General features: G+C 63.4%; 21 protein-coding genes. 12 read left to right on the top strand and 9 right to left on the bottom strand.

The genetic code is table 11. The annotated features are described in order from the left end of the window. The first annotated feature begins 212 nt into the window (after window positions 1-212). The 4 genes from leuA to ACN9MZ_RS12440 all read left to right on the top strand — a co-directional run bounded on the left by leuA (window position 213) and on the right by ACN9MZ_RS12440 (window position 5,603). Window positions 213-1,910, top strand: a complete 1,698-nt coding sequence (leuA, locus tag ACN9MZ_RS12455) for a 2-isopropylmalate synthase (protein ID WP_426342421.1) — start codon at window positions 213-215, stop codon at window positions 1,908-1,910. Between the two features lie 105 nt (window positions 1,911-2,015). Further along, entirely contained in the window at window positions 2,016-3,644 is a 1,629-nt protein-coding gene (locus tag ACN9MZ_RS12450) for a methyl-accepting chemotaxis protein (protein ID WP_426342420.1), read from the top strand. A 260-nt stretch (window positions 3,645-3,904) separates the two neighbouring features. Further along, complete coding sequence (locus tag ACN9MZ_RS12445) at window positions 3,905-4,972, top strand: HAMP domain-containing protein (RefSeq protein WP_426342419.1); 1,068 nt, start codon at window positions 3,905-3,907, stop codon at window positions 4,970-4,972. A 19-nt stretch (window positions 4,973-4,991) separates the two neighbouring features. After that, a complete protein-coding gene (locus ACN9MZ_RS12440; protein ID WP_426342418.1) occupies window positions 4,992-5,603 on the top strand; it encodes a hypothetical protein in 612 nt (203 codons plus the stop codon). Window positions 5,604-5,659: 56 nt separating this feature from the next. On the opposite strand, the gene egtB is transcribed toward ACN9MZ_RS12440, so the two are convergent. Together egtB and egtD are read right to left on the bottom strand one after the other, a co-directional pair. Continuing rightward, window positions 5,660-6,844 (bottom strand): ergothioneine biosynthesis protein EgtB, encoded by a 1,185-nt coding sequence (gene egtB, locus ACN9MZ_RS12435; protein ID WP_426342417.1) that lies wholly within the window; start codon window positions 6,842-6,844, stop codon window positions 5,660-5,662. Continuing rightward, window positions 6,837-7,841, bottom strand: coding sequence for an L-histidine N(alpha)-methyltransferase (gene egtD, locus ACN9MZ_RS12430; RefSeq protein WP_426342416.1), 1,005 nt, complete (start codon window positions 7,839-7,841; stop codon window positions 6,837-6,839). Before egtD ends, egtB begins: the two co-directional genes overlap by 8 nt. A 109-nt stretch (window positions 7,842-7,950) precedes the next feature. Here egtD and ACN9MZ_RS12425 point away from each other — a divergent pair, with 109 nt between their 5' ends. The 6 genes from ACN9MZ_RS12425 (at window position 7,951) to ACN9MZ_RS12400 (ending at window position 12,384) form a co-directional block, all read left to right on the top strand. After that, a complete protein-coding gene (locus ACN9MZ_RS12425; RefSeq protein WP_426342415.1) occupies window positions 7,951-8,817 on the top strand; it encodes a putative selenate ABC transporter substrate-binding protein in 867 nt (288 codons plus the stop codon). A 3-nt stretch (window positions 8,818-8,820) separates the two neighbouring features. Further along, window positions 8,821-9,642 (top strand): phosphonate ABC transporter ATP-binding protein, encoded by an 822-nt coding sequence (locus ACN9MZ_RS12420; protein WP_426342414.1) that lies wholly within the window; start codon window positions 8,821-8,823, stop codon window positions 9,640-9,642. A 3-nt stretch (window positions 9,643-9,645) separates the two neighbouring features. After that, window positions 9,646-10,491 carry a PhnE/PtxC family ABC transporter permease gene (locus ACN9MZ_RS12415; protein WP_426342413.1) on the top strand — a complete coding sequence of 282 codons (846 nt, stop codon included), beginning with the start codon at window positions 9,646-9,648 and terminating at the stop codon, window positions 10,489-10,491. After that, window positions 10,488-11,276, top strand: coding sequence for a phosphonate ABC transporter, permease protein PhnE (gene phnE / locus ACN9MZ_RS12410; protein ID WP_426342412.1), 789 nt, complete (start codon window positions 10,488-10,490; stop codon window positions 11,274-11,276). Before ACN9MZ_RS12415 ends, phnE begins: the two co-directional genes overlap by 4 nt. Before the next feature lie 3 nt (window positions 11,277-11,279). Beyond that, the gene (locus tag ACN9MZ_RS12405; protein WP_426342411.1) at window positions 11,280-11,960 is read left to right on the top strand and encodes an ABC transporter ATP-binding protein; all 681 of its coding nucleotides are present in this window, start codon (window positions 11,280-11,282) and stop codon (window positions 11,958-11,960) included. A gap of 136 nt (window positions 11,961-12,096) precedes the next feature. Beyond that, entirely contained in the window at window positions 12,097-12,384 is a 288-nt protein-coding gene (locus ACN9MZ_RS12400) for a hypothetical protein (protein ID WP_055934583.1), read from the top strand. Between the two features lie 68 nt (window positions 12,385-12,452). On the opposite strand, the gene ACN9MZ_RS12395 is transcribed toward ACN9MZ_RS12400, so the two are convergent. The 3 genes from ACN9MZ_RS12395 to ACN9MZ_RS12385 all read right to left on the bottom strand — a co-directional run bounded on the left by ACN9MZ_RS12395 (window position 12,453) and on the right by ACN9MZ_RS12385 (window position 14,301). Next, window positions 12,453-13,004, bottom strand: coding sequence for a TetR/AcrR family transcriptional regulator (locus tag ACN9MZ_RS12395; RefSeq protein ID WP_426342410.1), 552 nt, complete (start codon window positions 13,002-13,004; stop codon window positions 12,453-12,455). Between the two features lie 2 nt (window positions 13,005-13,006). Next, entirely contained in the window at window positions 13,007-13,477 is a 471-nt protein-coding gene (locus ACN9MZ_RS12390; RefSeq protein ID WP_426342409.1) for a DUF1348 family protein, read from the bottom strand. Between the two features lie 71 nt (window positions 13,478-13,548). Next, window positions 13,549-14,301, bottom strand: a complete 753-nt coding sequence (locus ACN9MZ_RS12385; RefSeq protein ID WP_426342408.1) for a GNAT family N-acetyltransferase — start codon at window positions 14,299-14,301, stop codon at window positions 13,549-13,551. Window positions 14,302-14,469: 168 nt separating this feature from the next. Here ACN9MZ_RS12385 and ACN9MZ_RS12380 point away from each other — a divergent pair, with 168 nt between their 5' ends. After that, window positions 14,470-15,042: an outer membrane beta-barrel protein gene (locus ACN9MZ_RS12380; RefSeq protein ID WP_426342407.1), complete on the top strand. Its 573-nt coding sequence runs from the start codon at window positions 14,470-14,472 to the stop codon at window positions 15,040-15,042. 6 nt (window positions 15,043-15,048) lie between these two features. Here the strand turns inward: ACN9MZ_RS12380 and ACN9MZ_RS12375 are convergent, their stop codons facing one another. The 3 genes from ACN9MZ_RS12375 to ACN9MZ_RS12365 are packed head-to-tail and all read right to left on the bottom strand — an operon-like array spanning window position 15,049 to window position 17,689. After that, entirely contained in the window at window positions 15,049-15,780 is a 732-nt protein-coding gene (locus tag ACN9MZ_RS12375; RefSeq protein WP_426342406.1) for a MipA/OmpV family protein, read from the bottom strand. Further along, window positions 15,777-16,409, bottom strand: a complete 633-nt coding sequence (locus ACN9MZ_RS12370; RefSeq protein WP_426342405.1) for a response regulator — start codon at window positions 16,407-16,409, stop codon at window positions 15,777-15,779. Before ACN9MZ_RS12370 ends, ACN9MZ_RS12375 begins: the two co-directional genes overlap by 4 nt. After that, window positions 16,406-17,689, bottom strand: coding sequence for a sensor histidine kinase (locus ACN9MZ_RS12365; protein ID WP_426342404.1), 1,284 nt, complete (start codon window positions 17,687-17,689; stop codon window positions 16,406-16,408). The genes ACN9MZ_RS12370 and ACN9MZ_RS12365 overlap by 4 nt, the downstream gene beginning before the upstream one ends. A 128-nt stretch (window positions 17,690-17,817) precedes the next feature. On the opposite strand from ACN9MZ_RS12365, the gene ACN9MZ_RS12360 reads away from it, so the two are divergent. Then, window positions 17,818-18,561 carry a hypothetical protein gene (locus ACN9MZ_RS12360; RefSeq protein WP_426342403.1) on the top strand — a complete coding sequence of 248 codons (744 nt, stop codon included), beginning with the start codon at window positions 17,818-17,820 and terminating at the stop codon, window positions 18,559-18,561. A gap of 65 nt (window positions 18,562-18,626) precedes the next feature. Here the strand turns inward: ACN9MZ_RS12360 and ACN9MZ_RS12355 are convergent, their stop codons facing one another. Continuing rightward, a complete protein-coding gene (locus tag ACN9MZ_RS12355) occupies window positions 18,627-19,121 on the bottom strand; it encodes a hypothetical protein (protein ID WP_426342402.1) in 495 nt (164 codons plus the stop codon). Window positions 19,122-19,142: the final 21 nt, after the last annotated feature.

Raw genomic sequence — 19,142 nt, 5'->3', positions numbered from 1 at the left:
TGCTGAGGTTTTTTCTTGACAAGGTCAAATCCAGTGCCTTACATTGGTCGACATGACCTCGCATTTGCACATCTCTGCACACCTGCCAGGCGCCCTACTACTAGGCGCGCTACTACTGGCACGCGCCTGATTCCCCCTAGCAGTACCCCGCGTCGGCCGCTCTCGCGCCACGTCCCGGTTTCCCAAAATTTGAAAAACACAGGAGTATCACCATGATGTTGAAGAACCCTGCCGCGAAATATCGTCCATACCCCACCGTCGGCTTGAGCGACCGCACCTGGCCCAACGCCGTCATCGCCAAGCCGCCAATCTGGATGAGCACAGATCTGCGCGATGGCAACCAGGCGCTGATCGAGCCGATGAGCGTGGAAAAGAAAATCAAGTTCTTCGAGCTGTTGATCAAGGTGGGCCTGAAGGAAATCGAAGTGGGCTTCCCCTCCGCCTCGCAGACCGATTTCGATTTCGTGCGCAAGCTGATCGAGGAAAACCGCATTCCGGACGACGTCGCCATCATCGTGCTGACCCAGGCGCGCGAGGAGCTGATTCGCCGCACCGTCGAATCGTGCATCGGCGCCAAGCGCGCCATCGTGCACATGTATAACTCCACCGCGCCGGTATTCCGCAAGGTGGTGTTTGGCGCCAGCCGCGAAGAAATCACCAAGATCGCCACTGACGGCACCAAGCTGGTGAAACAGCTGCTGGCCCAGCATCCTGAAACCGACTGGACCTACGAATACACGCCCGAGTCTTTCTCCACCACCGAACTGGATTTCGCCAAGCACATCGTCGATGCGGTCTCCGCCATCTGGCAGCCGACTCCTGACAGGAAGATGATCGTCAACTTGCCGGCCACCGTCGAATGCTCGACGCCGAACGTATACGCCGACCAGATCGAATGGATGTCGCGCAAGCTGGAGCGCCGCGATTCCATCATCATCTCCGTGCATCCGCATAACGACCGCGGCACCGGCATCGCCGCCGCCGAATTCGCCGTCATGGCTGGCGCCGAGCGCGTCGAAGGCTGCCTGTTCGGCAACGGCGAGCGCACCGGCAACGTCGACCTCGTGACCTTGGCCCTGAACCTCTACACCCAGGGCGTGCATCCGGGCCTGGACTTCTCCGACATCGACTCCGTGCGCAAAGTGGTCGAGGAATGCAACCAGTTGCCGGTGCATCCGCGCCATCCATACGTGGGCGACCTGGTGTTCACCGCCTTTTCCGGCTCGCACCAGGATGCGATCAAGAAAGGCTTCGCCAAGCAGCAGGAAGGCGCACCGTGGGAAATCCCATACCTGCCGATCGACCCGCAAGACCTGGGCCGCAGCTACGACGCTGTCATCCGCGTCAACAGCCAATCCGGCAAAGGCGGCATGGCCTACCTGCTGGAGCAGGATTACGGCCTCGAATTGCCGCGCCGCCTGCAGATCGAATTCAGCCGCGCAGTGCAGAAAGTGGCCGACCAGACCGGCCTTGAAATCACCTCCGAAGGCATCTACCAGATCTTCGAAAGCGAGTACCTGGCCCAAAGCACGCCTTACGCCTACGTATCGCACAAGATGGTGGAAGACAGCTCCAGCGACGAACCGGTGCAGATCGACATCGGCCTGCTGCATAACAAGGCTTCGACGTCACTGCAAGGCGGCGGCAACGGGCCGATCGACGCCTTCGTCGATGCGCTCGGCCTGGACGTCACGCTGATGGACTACCACGAGCACGCCATCGGCCACGGCGCCAATGCCAAGGCAGCCTGCTACGTCGAATTGCGCCTGGATGGCGGCCCTACCCTGTTCGGCGCAGGCATCGACAGCAATATCGTCACCGCGTCGTTCAAGGCCGTGCTGAGCGCCATCAACCGCCAGATCGCAGTGCGGGCCGAGGCCTCGGCTAGCATGGCACAAGCCGAAGCTTAAGCGCTTTTTCATTCGGGGACGGCTTGCGCGCCGCCCCCGAATTTGTCTCCTTTCGGCAAGTATTTATACTGGAAATCGTTTTCCACGCCGCCGGAAGGAGCAGTCATGCGCATCGCCAACCTGAAGATCGGGACCCGCCTGGGCTTGTGTTTCGCGATAGTCTTCGCCCTCATGGCCATGCTGATTGCTGTGGCCAGCCAGCGCTTCGCCAGCATCGGCGAGCTGAGTTCCACCATCATCGACAAGGATTGGGCAAAGGCGGATGCCGCCGCCACCATTGCCGCCACCACCCGCGCAAATTCGGCGCTGGTACTGCAACTGCTGCTGGTGACCGACGCTGCGCAAGCGGCGGAACTGCGCAAGCAGGTCGACAGGAACAAGGCTACCATCACGGCCGCCCTGTCCACGCTCGACAAGCTGGTCTACCGGCCCGCCGGACGCGAACTGCTGGCACAAGTGAGCAGCGAGCGCAGCAACTACGTGCAGTCGTTTACCGCCGTACTCAAACAGCTCGAGGAGGGACAGCGCGAGCAGGCCACGCAGCGCGCACTGTCGGAAACCATGCCGCGCCTGGCCAGGCTGCAGGCTACCGTGGAAAAACTCGCCGACCTGCAGGACAGCATCGTCATCGCCAATGGCGCCGAGATCAAGCAGCACATCCGCGCCGCCCAGGTCATGATGGTGGCCCTGGGCGTGGCGGCACTGGTGCTGGGCGTTGCATGCGCATACTGGGTGACGCGTTCGATTACACGTCCGATCAACTATGCCCTGCAAGTGGCGCGCACCGTCGCCTCTGGCGATTTGACCAGCCATATCATGGCGCATTCGCAAGATGAAGCCGGGCAGTTGCTGCATGCCCTGCGCGAAATGAACGATGCGCTGTCGCAGATCGTCGGCCAAGTGCGCAATGGCACGGTCGCCATTGCCTCCGCTTCGGGGCAAATCGCGACCGGCAATATGGACTTGTCGGCGCGCACCGAGAACCAGGCGTCCGCGCTGGAAGAAACCGCGTCATCAATGGAAGAACTGACGTCGACCGTGAAAGCCAATGCCGACAACGCGCGCGAGGCGGACAAGCTGGCCAGCTCCGCCTCGAGCATCGCCCAGCGCGGCGGCGAAGTGGTGTCCCAGGTTGTGACGACCATGGGCTCGATCAATGATTCCTCGCGCAAGGTGGTGGACATTATCGCAGTGATCGACGGCATCGCCTTCCAGACCAATATCCTGGCGCTGAATGCTGCCGTGGAAGCGGCGCGCGCCGGTGAGCAGGGACGCGGCTTCGCCGTGGTGGCCAGCGAGGTGCGCAACCTGGCAGCCCGCTCGGCCAGTGCCGCCAAAGAGATCAAGGAACTGATTTCCAGCTCGGTCGAACAGGTCGATGCCGGCGCCAGGCTGGTGGCACAGGCCGGCGCCACGATGGAAGAAGTGGTGTCCGCCGTGCAGCGCGTTACCGGCATCGTCGCCGAGATTTCCCTGGCCACGCGCGAGCAAACCGACGGCATCGAGCAGATGAACACGGCCATCATGCAGATGGACCAGACCACGCAGCAGAATGCCGCATTGGTGGAGCAAGCCGCCGCCGCCGCCGCGGCCATGAGCGACCAGGCAGCCGGGCTGGAAAACCTGGTCAGCCAGTTCCGCCTGTCCGGGGAGGCTGGGCAGCAACGCCAGGGCCCGGCCCTGCCGGCGCAGCGGCGCAACACGCCGCGCCTGGCCAATTCGCGCGGTACATAAATCATTTCCGCATGGAAAGCGGCTGATGTATAATCGTGTACTTATAAACTGAGCAACAGCGAAATCACGGCAAAAAGGGTCCAGAAGCGGCCTGTGATTTCACAAAAAGTTGCTCAGGCAATGCCCGAAGTAGCGTGCTTGGCGCTGCGAACAGCCTCGGGCAATTCATCAGCATTGCCTCGAAATCAGCCTTAATGCAGACGTTGTCCGTATTTTGAATGCGGTTGTGTCAGCTCGATTATTACGAATGATTTATAAAAATGAAACTGTCTCTTAATATCTTTCAAAAAGTCCTGATCACCCTGCTCGTGGTAACCCTCGTGCCGCTGTTTGCCCTTTGGTACCTGGGCAATTCTTCCGCCGAACAAGAATTGACCACGAAAATTTCGGAAAACCTGGTCGCCACCACGGATACCGTGGCCACTGGCGTTAACGGTTGGGACGACACCAATATGCGCGCCATGCGCCAGGCCGCCCGCCTGGACGACGTCATTTCCATGAACACCGGGCGCCAGACCCCGGTCCTGATGGCAACCGCAGCTTCCTACGAGTGGGTGTACCTGATCCACACGCTGGATACCACCGGCAAGGACGTAGCACGCAGCGACGGCAGTGCCATGCTCGACTACGGCGACCGCGCCTACTTCAAGGCCATCATGTCCGGCAAGAACGAAGGCCGCCTGGTGGCAATCGGCAAGACCAGCGGCAAGCCATCGCTGAACATCGGCGTCCCGATCCGCAATGAAAACCGCACCATCGTCGGCGTGTTCGCGATGGCGATGGACCTGGGCGTGGTATCGCGCACCGTGACCGACATCCGCATCGGCGAAACCGGCCACGCCATCCTGCTGGACGGCGACAAGAAAGTCATCGCCCACGGCGACGCGAGCAAGATCAAATCCGCACTGCAAGACTTCAGCAAGCACCCTGCCCTGCAAGTGGAAGGCATCACCGACGAGCCTAAAGTCTATATGGACGGCGACGTGAAGATGGTGGGCTTCGTGCGCAACCTGCCGCAAGGCTGGACCGTGCTGGTTGAGCAGCGCTACGACGAAGCCTATGCTGCCATGACCAAGATGCGCAGCGAAGCGCGCCTGCTGATTATCGTCGTTATCGTCCTGGTTGGCGCCCTCGCGTTCGTGCTGGGCAAACAGCTGACCCGCCCGATCAACCACCTGACCGACATCGCCGAGAAGCTCAGCAAGGGCCAGCTCGACGTCACCATTCCACAGACCAGCCGCGGCGACGAAATCGGCTCGCTGGCGCGTGCCGTGGAACGCCTGGGCGTGAGTATCCAGATGGCGATGGATCGCCTGCGTAAGAAATAATTGATAAAGGCGAACTGATATGGCACAGCCAGAGTTCACTCCCTTCGTAGAGCTGCTCGACAAGATCGCCGGCTTCTGCGCCCAGGGCGACACTGCGACCATCATGCTGGTCAGCGATGACAACCGCATGGCGCAGATCCATCTCGACAACGGGCGCATCGTATTCGTCCTGTGCCGCGGCCGCCGCGGCCGTGACGGCCTGGACATCCTGCGCACCATCCAGCGCGCACGGATGAGCATGGACCGTCCGAGCGTGGGCAATAACGAGCCTCTGCCATGGTCGACCGAAGCGATTCTCGACTACCTGTACGGCAGCATCACTGAGCTGCCGGAAGGCAGTTCTCCCGCGTCCACCCTGCTGGCCGGCGTCGCACGCCGCCCGGCAGCGGCACCGGAACCGGTCAGCAAGCCCTCCGGCAAGCCGGCGCTGTCGGAGGCGCAGCGCGCCATCTTCGAAAACACGCTGGCCACCTACATCGGCCCGATGGCAGCGATCGTTTGCGGCGACTATTTCGACGAGATCACCGACGTACGCCTGCTGGCATTGAAGCTGGCCGGAGAAATTCCAAACGCCGACCAGGCAGCCAAGTTCAAGGCAGAGATCATCCAGGCCCTCGGCATCCGCCTGTAACTCGCAAATAAAAGTCGGGGTCAGGTCTGGCAATCCGCCAGACCTGACCCCGACTTTTATTTTGCGAGGCGGATGCCGGTGAATTGCCAGCGTGCGCTGGCGGGGAAGAAGTTGCGGTAGCTGGCTCGCGAATGGCCTGGCGGGGTTGCCAGGCTGGCGCCGCGCAGGACGTATTGGTTGACCATGAACTTGCCGTTGTATTCGCCAATGGCGCCTTCGGCCGGGCGGAAGCCGGGGTATGGGGCGTAGCTGCTGCTGGTCCACTGCCAGCACTGGCCGAACATTTGCTCTATTGCGCTCGCGCCGGCTGCGTGCTCCCATTCCGCTTCAGTCGGCAGGCGGGCGCCGGACCAGTGGGCATAGGCGTCGGCCTCGAACAGGGAGATGTGACTTACCGGCGTCTCCATGTCTAGCGACTGATTGCCATGCAGGGTGAAGGCGGACCAGCCAGCGCTCCCCTCCCCGCGCCGCCAGTACAACGGCGCTTCGATGCCTTGGGCGCGAATCCAGTCCCAGCCTTCCGCCAGCCACAGGCTCGGGTCGCGGTAACCGCCGGCTTCGATGAAGGCGAGGTATTCGCCGTTGTTCACCAGGCGCGTGGCCAGTTCGAACGGGGCGATGAAGACCTTGTGGCGCGGCAGCTCATTGTCGAAACAGAAGCCGTCGCCGTGATGGCCAATTTCGTGCACGCCGCCTTCGAAGCGCTGCCATGACTGGGCTGGGGCAGCGGGTGCGGCCGGTGCGGCGCCAGGCAGGTAGGCTGGCGCCATCGGATTCTGCGCCAGCAGGTGCTTGACGTCGGTGAGGATCAGCTCCTGGTGCTGCTGTTCATGCTGCAGTCCAAGCGTCAGTAGCGCGGCCAGGCGGGCATCGGTGGCGGCGAGGCCTGTCGCCAGCAACGCGATCCGGGCATCGACATTGGCGCGATAGGCGCGCACTTCGGCCATCGAGGGCCGGGTCAGCAAGCCGCGCTGTGGCCTTGGATGCTTGTCGCCGACCCCATTGTAATAAGAGTTGAACAGTACCCTGAAGGCCGGGTGGAAAGGCTGGAAGGCAGGCTCGAAGCGTTCGAGGATAAAGGTCTCGAAAAACCAGGTGGTGTGCGCCAGGTGCCATTTGACCGGGCTGGCATCCGGCATCGATTGCGCGCCGCAATCCTCGTCGGACAGCGGCGCGGCCAGCGCCATGGTTGCCGCGCGTACTTGCGCGTAGCGCTCGGTCCAGGGGCTGGCGTCACGCATATGCCGCCGCGGCGTGCATCACTGCGAACCAGTGGGCATCGTCCGTCCAGGTGCCGTCGACGCGGAAGCCGGCTTCCCACAGCAAGCTGCGGAAGGCTTCCAGCGTGTACTTGTAGCTGTTCTCGGTGTGAATCCTCTCGCCTTGGGCAAAACTGCGCTCGCCGCCGCACCAGTGCACGCTCAGTGCGCAGCGCGCTTCCAGGTGCATTTCAATGCGGCTTTCCGCGTCATTGAAGAAGGCGACGTGGCGCCACTGGGCCGGATCGAAGTCGGCGCCGGCCAGATGGTTCAGGTGGCGCAGCAGGTTCAGGTTGAAGGCAGCGGTGACGCCGATCGCGTCGTCATAAGCCGCGTCCAGCACCGCCGGGTCCTTGACCAGGTCGACGCCGATCAGCAGCCCGCCGTCCGCGCCCACGTTCTCGCGCACCTGGCGCAGGAAAGTCACCGCATCGTGCGGGGTGAAATTGCCAATCGATGAACCGGGATAGAAGAACTGGCGCCGCGCTGCCGGCACGGAGGGTGGCAATACCAAGGGCTGCGACAGGTCCAGCACCAGCGGCGTGATCTCGATGGCGGGGAAGCGCTGGCGCAGCTGCGCGGCGGCCTGCTGCAGGAAATCGCTGGCGATATCGACCGGCACATACTGGCCTGGCTGCAGTAGAGGGAACAGGCTGGCGGCCTTGGCGCAATTGCCTGCGCCCAGGTCGATCAGCGTCATGCCTGGGCCGATGCGCGCCGCCATGTCGGCGCCGTGGCGGGCAAAGATCGCTGCCTCGGTGCGGGTCGGGTAGTACTCGGGCAGTTCGCAAATGGCTTCGAACAGGTGCGAACCGAGGCTGTCGTAGAAGTATTTCGGCGCGGTGGAAGCCTGCGGCGCTAGCAGCCCGGCGCTGATCTCTGCAATGGTTGCGGCATCGCCGTAGGCGGTTCTGGGGGACAACACACTGCTCGTTTCCGGTGCGACCACGCGGATCGCAGCCGTGCGTGACAAGGTCATGGCTCAGGCTCCAGGGACATTTTTGCTATCATAGCTGAATATCCAAGACCAGGTACCACACCCTCGCCTGAGGAGTGCGGCTCGTCATTCACATAAAAAAGGATCTTTCATGTCCCTGTTTTCTCTCCGCACCATTCAATCGGCCCTGTTTGCAGCCGGTGTGCTCTTCGCCGCTGCCGGCGCCCAAGCCCAGCAAGTCCTGCGCGTTTCCGCCATTCCCGACGAAGCGCCGACTGAACTGCAGCGCAAATTCAAGCCCCTCGGCGAATACCTCGAGAAGAAACTGGCGATGAAAGTGGAGTTCACCCCCGTGACCGACTACGCCGCCTCGGTGGAAGGCCTGGTCAACGGAAAACTCGACATGGTCTGGTTCGGCGGCTTCACCTTCGTGCAGGCCAACCACATGAGCAAGGGCAAGGTCGTGCCGCTGGTGCAGCGCGTGGAAGATGAAAAATTCCGCTCCGTCTTCGTCACTACCAACAAGTCGATCAACTCGCTGGCCGACCTGAAAGGCAAGACTCTAAGCTTCGGTTCCGAGTCTTCGACTTCCGGCCACCTGATGCCGCGCTCCTACCTGCTGGCGGCCAAGATCGATCCGGACGCCGACCTGAAACGCATTTCCTTCTCCGGCGCCCACGATGCCACCGTGGCAGCCGTTGCCGGCGGCAAGGTCGATGCCGGTGCGTTGAATATCTCGGTATGGGAAAAACTGAATGAACAGAAGAAGGTCGATCCGTCCGTGGTGCGCGTGTTCTACACCACTCCGGCCTACTACGATTACAACTGGACCGTTCGCTCCGACATGCCGGAAGCGCTGAAGAAGAAGATCACCGACGCCTTCCTGGCGCTGGACAGCGCCAAGCCCGAAGACAAGGCGATCCTGGACCTGCAGCGCGCGTCGAAGTTCATCTCGACCAAGGCTGCCAACTACGCCAATATCGAAGCGGCAGCCAAGAACGCCGGCCTGCTGAAGTAATCAATGTCTTCTGCCTGGTACGAACTGCAAGGCCTCTCGGTCCGCCACATTGGCGGTTCGCGCGGCCTTGCACTGCAAGACATCTCACTGAACTTCGAGCCTGGCGAACAGGTGGCGCTGATCGGTCCCTCAGGCGCCGGCAAGACTACCCTGCTCTCCACCCTGGCCTGTGCCCATCGTCCCGATAGCGGCGCTTTCAAGGCCTTTGGCACAGATCCCTGGCAACTGACGGACGCCGGCCGCCATGCCATGCGCGCACGCCTGTTCCTGGCGCCGCAATCGCCGCCGTTGCCGCCGCGCCAGCGCGTGGTAACGGCGGTGCTGGCAGCGCGCCTGCCGACATGGAGCCTGGGGCAGGCACTGTTCTCCTTGTTCAAGCCGTCCGATCCGGAAGCGGCATACCGTGCCCTGACGCGCTTCAACCTTGGCGACAAACTGTATTCCCGCGTCGACCGCCTGTCCGGCGGCGAGCGCCAGCGCTGCGGCCTGGCGCGCCTGCTGCTGTCGTCGGCGCAGGCGCTGCTGGTGGACGAGCCGCTGTCCGCGCTCGATCCGGCGCTGTCGCAACTCACGCTGAACACCCTGCAGCAGGAAGCGCGCGAGCGCAATGCGCTGCTGGTGTGCAGCCTGCACCAGGTCGACCTGGCGCTGGCCCATTTCCCGCGCATTGTGGCGTTGAAGAACGGCCGCCTGGCTTTCGACCTGCCGCGCGAGCAGGTCACGCAAGCCATGATTGATGAACTCTATCTCGGCGAACTGCCGCCGGCGAATTCGCCGCAGCCGGATGAAATGGCAGCCAAGCTGGCCGTCGGGGCCTGCCTGTAAGCGATGCATAACGTTCCTGCCGTTCCGCTGTCTCCCCACCATCCGGATCCCGCGTCGCGCCAGCGGCTGGCCGCCATGGCCGTCGGCATCGTGCTGCTCTGGCCACTGGTGGTGGCGACCGAGTTCTATCCCTGGACACTGTTCGACCTGCAAAGCCTGCAGGCCACCGGGCGCTTCCTGTCCGATTTCCTGAAGCCGGCGCATGATGCCGAATTCCTTGCCATGGTGGCGCGTGAAGCATGGAAGACGGTGGCCATTGCCACCTGCGGCCTGACGCTTGCGCTGCTCGGCGCGATCCCGGCGACGCTTATCGTCACCGAGCGATTGTCGATTTCTCGTATCGGCACCGGCCGTATCGCGCCTTTCCCGCGCGCCCTGCGCCAAATGGTGCGCTGGCTGCTGGTCCTGCTGCGCAGCGTGCCGGAGCTGGTGTGGGCGCTGCTGTTCGTGCGCATCTTCAGCTTGGGGCCGACCGCCGGCGTGCTTGCCATCGCCTTGACCTATGCCGGCATGCTGGGCAAGGTGTACGCCGAAATCCTGGAATCGACCGACCATCACGCCAGCGAAGTCCTGCTGCAAAACGGCAGCGGGCGGCTGGCAGCCCTGCTGTACGGCGCCCTGCCGGAAGCGGCTTCCGAACTGGTGTCCTATACGGTTTATCGCTGGGAGTGCGCGATTCGCGGCTCGGTGATCATGGGCTTTGTCGGTGCTGGCGGCCTGGGACAGCGCATGGACGAATCGACCAAGATGTTGGCCGGCGGCGAAGTGGCCAGCATGCTGATCGTGTTCGTGCTGCTGGTTGCCGCGGCCGACCTGGTGTCCAAATACCTGCGAAGGAGGCTGGGATGAGCCATATGCCTGCGCCGCCTGCACGCAACTGGTCCGGCTGGCTGTTTGCCGCCGCGCTCATGGCGCTGGTTATCGCCAGCTTCGCCACGCTCTCGCTCAAGCTGGGCGACCTGTTCACCGTCGAAGCCATGCACAGCATCGGCGAATTCCTGGCCGGCTTCGCTCCGCCGGAGATGGCCAGCGGCTTCCTGCGCAAGACCGGCATCGCGACCATGGAAACGCTGGCCATGTCGGCGCTTGGCACCTTGCTGGCAGTTGCAGGCGGACTGTTGCTGGCGATTCCCGGCGCCGGACGTTTCGGCCGTGCGCCGCGCGCGCTGGTGCGCGGCATGCTGAGCGTGCTGCGCTCCATCCCGGAACTGGTGTGGGCTTCGATCCTGCTTGTGGCCGCTGGCCTTGGCCCGTTTGCCGGCACCATGGCGCTGGCCGCGCACACGGCCGGCGTATTGGGCCGCCTGTTCGCCGATGCGCTGGAAAACGCCCCGCCGCTGCCGGAACAAAGCCTGCGCCTGAACGGCGCCACGCCGATGGCAGCCTTCTTCTACGCTACGCTGCCACAAACGCTGCCGCAGATGCTGTCCTACACGCTCTACCGGTGGGAGAACAATATCCGCGCCGCCGCAGTGCTGGGCGTGGTGGGCGCCGGCGGCCTGGGGCAGATGCTCAAATATCACCTGTCCCTGTTCCAGATGGAACGCGCCGCCACCGTGATCCTGGCCATGCTGCTGCTAGTGGCCGTGGTGGATGCCCTGAGTTTCGCGCTGCGCCGTTCCTTGACCCGCTAAATCATGCTCCAGTTAAACAACCTCACCAAGAGTTACTCGAACGAACGGCGCGTCCTCGACCGGCTGAGCTGGACTTTCGAAGCCGGCGAATTCGTTGCCATCATGGGCGATTCGGGCGTGGGCAAATCGACATTGCTGAATCTGGTCGCCGGCCTCGACCAGCCAGATCCAAGCGAGGAGCCGGCCATCATCGTCGATGGCACTCCCCTCGCATCGCTTGACGACGACGCGGCCACGCGCCTGCGCCGCGCACGCATGGGTTTCATCTTCCAGGCATTCCACGTGCTGCCCCACCTGACCTTGCAGCAAAACGTGGCCCTGCCGCTGCTGCTGAACGGCATGGCGCAAGGGCGCGAGCTCGACATGCTTGATGCTGTCGGACTCGGCGGCCGAGGCCACGACTACCCGCATCAGCTTTCCGGCGGTGAAATGCAACGGGTTGCAATCGCCCGTGCCCTGGTGCACCGCCCGGCCCTGGTGCTGGCGGACGAACCGACCGGCAACCTCGATCCCGACACCGCAAATTCCATACTGCAACTGTTGCACCAGGAACTTAAATCCAGCGGTGCAACGACCATCATGGTGACGCATTCGCCGGCCGCCGCTGCGCGCGCCGATAAAGTTCTGCGCCTCACTAAAAATGGACTCAAAGTTACAACAGTCGTCAACCCTGCCACGCAATAAAACTCATTATTTTTCTCTCAAATTCTTGGCTTTTTTGGTAAGCGGAGTATTATTTAATTAACTTGCTTCGTTATCAATACAAGATGCAAGCCTGCTTTTTCTATCCACGTAGTGAACAACGTCAAGGAGGAGCAAAATGAGCGTCAGGCAGAAGAAACTCGAACTAATCGAGGCAATGAACCGGGCACGTGCGCTGGAGCCATCCAGCTTCGTTCCAAATAAACTGCTCGACACGCTAATCGAGAAGATGCACCTGAAGAATGATGCGGAACTCTGCAGGGTGCTGGAAGTGCAACCACCCATCATCAGCAAGATCCGTCACCGCAAGCTCGCAGTCGGGGCCACCATCCTGCTGCGCATGCATGAGAAATCCGAGCTTTCTATCCGTGAGCTCAAGGAACTGTCGAATGCCTCAGTACACTGAGCTCGGTTCATACTGGGATTGATGCCAGGCGCCGGCATCGCATTAACCGGCGCCATCTCAAGCTGCTGCTACAGCCGTTCCTGCAAACGCTTCAACGCCGCCCTAAACGTCGCCGGCCTGTTGAACGCGCGAGCCAGCACCAGCGCTCCCTGGATCCCGCCCACTACTTCTTCCGCCAGCGCCGCAGCCTCCTTGCCTTTGCGCCCGCTGCGCACCAGCGCCGCCGCCAGCGCCTCGATCCACGCCTCGAAGTAGTCGCGCACGGCATCGGCAAAGCGGTCGCGCTCATTGCCAAGCGCGAACACGCCCACCAGGCACACGCGTTGCCCGGACAGGAAATAGCGCTCCACCTCCGCAAACATGGCGGCGATGCCCTGCCCTGCATCAGCGCTCTCGCGCAGCGGCTCGAAGACGTGCAGGCGGAACCACTGGTCGATTTCCTGCAGCACGGCCGCGGCCATTTCGTCCTTCCCGCCGGGGAAGAAGTGATAGATGCTGCCCTTGCCCAGCTTCGTCCCCTCGGTGATGCGGGACAGGCTGGCGCCTTCGAAGCCATAGGTGCGGAACACTTCCGCCACCAGGGGGATGACATCTTCCCGTTCTGCGACAACGCGTGCCATGCTTACAGGCCCAACTCAGTCAGGCCGGGGTGGTCGTCAGGGCGCGGCCCGCTGCGATCCCAGAAGAACTTGCGCTCCTCAGGCTTGATCGGGTGTTCATTGATGCTGGCGTGGCGGTGGTGCATCAAGCCGTTTTCGTCGAACTCCCAGTTTTCATTGCCGTAGGCGCGGTACCACTGGCCCGAGTCGTCGTGATATTCGTAGGCAAAGCGCACGCCGATACGATTGCCGTCGTGGGCCCACAATTCCTTGATCAGGCGGTAATCGAGTTCGCGCGTCCATTTCCGCTTTAGCAGGGCAACAATCTCCGCGCGGCCTTGCGCGAACTCGCTGCGATTGCGCCACCAGCTGTCTTCCGTATAGGCGAGGGAGACTTTTTCCGGGTCGCGGGTATTCCAGCCGTTTTCGGCCAGGCGGACTTTTTCGATGGCGCTTTCGCGGGTATAGGGTGGTACGGGTGCTCGGACCGACATGGTTTTATCCTTTCAAATGTACCGATCGGATCACAATTGACCGATCGGTACAGAAAGGATAGCACGTTTTTTCAAACGTTGTAGTGGCGGGCGTAGCGGCCGTCCAGGTTCGCCAGCGGCATCATCACGAACAGGTCAGCGCATTCGAAATCAGGGTCCCAGGCCGGTGCGCCGCAAATCCAGGCGCCGGAGCGCAGGTAGCCTTTCAGCAGGGCCGGCACCTGGGCCGCGCGTGCCGACTCCACCTTCTCCACCGGGAACGGCAGGTGCGGCGTGACGCGGTATTCCATTGGCGCCATGTGCTTCTCGCGCAGTTGCTGGTACACGGCAACGGCATTGTGGCCGCCATCGGCCAGGCTGATGCTGGCGCAGCCGATCAGGTATTCGCACTGGTGGCGGCGCATGTATTCGGCCAGGCCGGACCACAGCAGCATGATCACGCTGCCGCCGCGGTAATCCGGGTGGATGCAGGCGCGGCCCGCTTCCACGACGCGGCTGCGCAAGTGCTTCAGACGACCGAGATCGAATTCGTTTTCCGAGTAGTGGCGGCCCAGTTTGCGAGCGCCGGCGGGGTTCAGCAAGCGGTAGGTGCCCACCACTTTCAGCGTTGCGGTGTCGCGCACGATCAGGTGGTCGCAGACAGCGTCGAATTCGTCGCTGTCCAGGCCATCTGGCGTCGCCAGGGCGGTCAAGCCCTGGTTTTCAATGAAGACTTTATAGCGCAGGCGTTGGACTTCGCGCACCTCTTCCGGGGTGGCCGCCATGCTCAATGCCAGCCGGGGACTGGCGGCGCGCTGTTGGGCGCTTGCAATCAGGGTTTGCATGCTTCGTCCTTTCTAGTAGTGACGAAGCCAGTTTGCTGTCCTATTGCTGCACGAACATGACAACCGTGTGTCAGGCGCATTACATGCAGGAGGCAGTGACTTTCGGCACATGCGCAGCAATGCCGGCGTTCCTAGAATGGCCTCACCAATCAACCACATAGGAAACGTATGACCAAACTCTTGACACTATCCATGCTGGCCGCAAGCATCCTGGCCCCGCTGTCCGCATCCGCCGGCGACTTTTACGCTGGCGTCACGGGCGCCGGCGGCGGCAAACTGACGTTCCGCAACGCCGCCAACGGCAATTCGGTCACCGAGGATTCCAAGCCCTTGCTCGGCATCTACGGCGGCTGGAATTTCGCGGACGGCCTGGCGCTGGAAGGAGGCTACAGGCAGTCGGGCCAGGTCCATTTCGACAAATCGGCGCTGGGACTGGCCGCCGAGCCGACCTTCAAATTCAACACCGCGTATCTGGCGGTCCGCATGTCGCACCAGTTCAACGATGAATGGTCGGTGTTCGGCAAAGCAGGCCTGGCGCGCAACCGTTTCTCCAGCTCGAATGGCTCCGGCGCGCACGATAGCGAGTCCGACACCCGGCCCTTGCTCGACCTGGGGCTGGCCTATAACGTCAGCAAGGCTGTTGCGCTGACCTTGGACTATGAATACATTGGCCGGACCAGCAAGCCTGGCCTGCATGTCAAGCAGAGCGGCTTGCGTTACGGTCTGCGTGTCGGTTTCTGACCGCCTTCAATAACTGTAGCTGAACGCCAGCGCGTTCGCCACTGCGCTGCGTTGCCGGGTGAACGGACTGGCTGCGGCATCGCCCTGCAGCCGGCTGGCATGTAGCGATGCCTGCAGCAAAACCTTGGGGGTCAGTTGCCATCCCCAGCGTGCTTCGGCAAACACGTCGCGCACACCGCCCGCCGCACGGTATCGCGCCGATCCGAAGTCCGATTGCATATAGGCGCGGTCGGCCACGTTGGCGCCCAGGCCGAACGCCAGCCAATGGTGCGGGCCAAGCCCGGCCTGGGTAGTGGCCGACAGGTTGAGCAGCGTACCGGTGCCGGCCCGGCTGGCCGGCGCCAGCACATGCGCCTGCAGCCCCAGTTCACGCGCAGGCCGATAGCGGAGGAATGCACCCACGACGGGTCGCAGGGTGCGACCGTCGCCTTCGCCATGTTGCGCTGCCATGCCGAGCGCCAGCAAGGGCCCGTACTTCCATTGCGAACTGGTCGACATCTGCTTGCCCAGCAACAGCCCTTCGAGAAATACGCCATTGCTCCACTCGGCGGAAAACTGCGGCAACAGGACGGTCGAACGCTTGGAACTGCCCAGCGCTGCCGGTGCATTGGCCAGCACGGCGCCAATCCGGACCTCATGCGATCCTTCCGGTAGCAAACTGGCGTCGCCGAGCTGCGCGCACGCCGGCGCCAAGGCAGTGCCGAGCACGCCAGCCAGCAAGAACCGGCAAGCCATCATATCTGCCCCAGTTCCAGCGCGCGCAGCACGGCGCGTACGCGGTCGCGCACGCCCAGTTTGGCAAGGATGTTCGACACATGATTCTTGACCGTTCCTTCGCTGAGCCCCAACGCCGCCGAAATTTCCGCATTATTCAAGCCGCCGGCCACCAGCGCCAGGATTTCGGTTTCGCGGCCCGTCAGTTGGGCGCCAAGGGCCAGCGCGGGCGCCGTGGCCGGCCGTTCGTAGGCGGCGCGGGTGCGCTCCGTGAGCGCCGGCCGGAACAGCGTGCCGCCGGCCGCCACGCTGCGAATACCGCCGGCCAGGCGCTCCAGGGAAATATCCTTCAGCAGAAAACCGCAGGCGCCGGCACGCATGCCATCGAGCAGCGCATCGTCATCGTCGAACGTGGTGAGGAGGATGGTGCGCGGCAAGCGCCCCTGCTCGCGCTGCAGCAGCTCGATGCCGCCGCAGTGCGGCATGCGCACGTCGAGCAACAGCACGTCGGCGGAGGCCTGCGCGATAACGCCCACCGCCTCCGCCCCGTCGGCTGCCTCGGCCACCACGCGGATATCGGGCGTATGATCCAGCAGTCCGCGGATGCCGCTACGCACCAGGGTCTGGTCATCCACCAGCACTACGCGAATCATGCCTGCACTCCGGCCAGCGGAAGCGAGAATTCCAGCGCGAAACCGTGCTGCGCGCCGCATGCGGCATGCTTGCCAATGGCCAGGCTGCCACCCTGCGCTGCCAGGCGCTCGCGCATGCCGCGCAGTCCATTTCCCTCCGCCACACTTGCCGCCCCGCGCCCGTCGTCCACAAGGCGCCCCGCCGCCATGTCGCCCTCGCGGACGATCTCGATGGTCAGCAGGGAGGCATCGGCGTGGCGCACGGTGTTGGTGATGGCTTCCTGCACGCAGGACAGCAATGTATGGGCCACGGCCGGAGAACAAGCCTCGATGCCGCTGTCCACGGCCAGCCGGATGGCAGGATGTGGAATGCCGGCCGCCAGCAGATTCAGCGCCTGGCGCAGGTTGACCCGCGTGTCTTGCCTCTGCGCGCTGACCACGCTGCGCACTTGCGCCAGCAGCGACTGCGCCAGGTCTTGCGAGGTCGCCAGCGCCGCCGGAGCGGCGCCCGCCGAATCCAGTACCGCCAGGTCAAGGTGCAGCTTGAGCGCGGTCAAATGATGGCCCACCGCGTCGTGCAGGTCACGGGCTATGCGCAGGCGCTCGGAAGAGCGTACCGTATCGGCCAGCAAAGACTGGGTGGCGCGCAACTGCGCATTGGCGGCCGCCAACGCCGTGCGCGCCCGTTGCTCCTGCCGAATCAGCCACGCCAACGCGGCGCCCAGCAGCAACAGGCAGCGCTCGAGGGTCAACACGCCAAGAAGCGCGCGCACGCTGGCATCGTTCAGGCCCAGGCGGGCATCGGACAGCATCCAGGCATCAACCCCGACACCGAGGGCGAACAGAAGCATCAGCCACGCCAGCGCCCGCCGCCACGGCAGCAGGGCCGCGATCTCGGTGGCCATGGCAAAATGGAAGGCGAGCGAATCGAGCACCAGCGCAATCAGCAGCTGGGCGCCCAACAGGGCGTTGCCGTGCCGCCCCGAGCGGGCCAGGCCGGGACGAATGCGCCACCACAGCAAGCCGACCCACGCCGCCAGCAGGCTCCCCTCCCCGGCCATGAAAAGGCGGTATGCCAACTCTCTGCGGTCGGTACCGGCGCGCAGCATCGAAGGCGCGGGCGTAAACTGGCTGGCCAGCTGATAGGCCAAGTGGCCGAGCGGGGTGTTGAGGTCAACCCGCGCCGGCCCGGCCACCCACGGGCTGGCCAGCTCCATCATGCCGAATAACAGGCACGCCACCAGCGCTGCAACGGGGTAGCGGTAACGGGCAAGGCTTGCGCGCTGGCTGGTGGCGGTCATGGGCATAACAAATTGTTAATACAGGCGCGCATTCTACGTGGGGCACCATGACCGGTAAAGTGCCGGAAGTCATGGCCGTGACTTCCGGCACGGGCCGGCGGCAAGGGCATGCAGTAGAATCGCCGCTTATGCCCACCCGATCTTTCGCCCTGGCCGCCATCTTGCTTGCCGGCGCGCTGCCAAACGATCGCCTCCCGGCCGCAAGCGAAGCGCTGCCGAAGGTGATTGTTCCGGCGCCGCGCGAGGCCGAGTGGTTCGCCTATCGCCACGCCTACAAGGCGGCGCGCTTTTTCGCGCCATTCCTGAAGACGCGGCCGCTGATCCAGGCCCACATGCAGATCCGTCCCGTTTCGCCGGACGAGCCGATGGATGGCCTGCAGGTACAACTCACCGGCGAAAGCGTGAACATAACGATTCCGGTCGATGCCTTGGGACGCGCCACGCTGCCGATGCTGAAGCAGGCGTATGACGAAGACGCCGTGCTGCGCTTGAATCGCCAGCAAGGCCACTACCGCTTCAGCGGCCGCTTTTCGATCCGGGAACGCGATGACGGGATCTACCGTGTGGAGGAGCTGCGGGCAGCCTGCGAACAGGTGCTCAGCGCACAGCGCGAATCGGGCTACAGCCTGCACCTGATCGGCAAGCATTGCGTGGGCGTGAAGTTCGTCTACCTGCCAGGCGGCGAGGCGCAAGTGGCATACCGCGGCGCGTCCGGTACGCCCACCATGTTGGCCAGCGCGCCGGCCGAACCGTTCGAGGGGCCGGCGATGGGCAAGTACCAGGTGGTCGAATTCCGCTTCGCCAACTGGCCCGCGCAGGGCGCAGTAGTGGCGCACAGCAAACCGCTGGCAGTGAGCAGCCTGTACGATTAGTGGCGCTAGCCTCGGCAATCAGCTCGCGCGGTTCGGCCAGACCTGCCTGTCCAGGGTGCCACAGATCAGCCCTTCTTCGGGCGCCCGGTCTTCAGTTGCGGCAGCGAGGCCAGCACTTGCTTGAGGGTAGCCATGTCGAGGCGGCTGATCAGGGCGACGCCAATGCGCAACAGTTCGGATTTTTTGACTTCCACGCCATTTTTCAGGCAGATCTTCTTCACCTGGCCCAGTACCGCGTATTCGGACTCCGGCATGGTGAAGCTGTCGCGCACCAGTTTTTCCTTATGCTGCTTGCCGGGTTTTTCGGCCTTGGCGGGCTTGGCGGCCGGCGCAGCAGCTGGCTTGGCGGCAGTTGCACGCTTGACGGCTGGCTTGGCCGCAGGTTTCGCGGCCGCTCTCGCAGCTGCGGGCCTGGCGGCAGCTTTGACGGGCGCCGGCTTGGCTGCCACGGTGGTCTTGGCAGCGGCTGGCGCACGCTTGACGGCAGGTTTGGCAGCCGGCCTGGCTGCGGTCCTGGTTGGCGGCTTGGCGGCAGGGGCTTTCGCTTTGGTTGCGTTCATGGACACTCCATTATTGAATGA

The sequence above is a fragment of the Pseudoduganella sp. S-14 genome, from assembly GCF_049913285.1.
Taxonomy (GTDB): domain Bacteria; phylum Pseudomonadota; class Gammaproteobacteria; order Burkholderiales; family Burkholderiaceae_D; genus Rugamonas.
The sequence above is the reverse complement of the archived record's forward strand: the minus strand, read 5'-3'. Positions and strand labels throughout refer to the sequence as shown.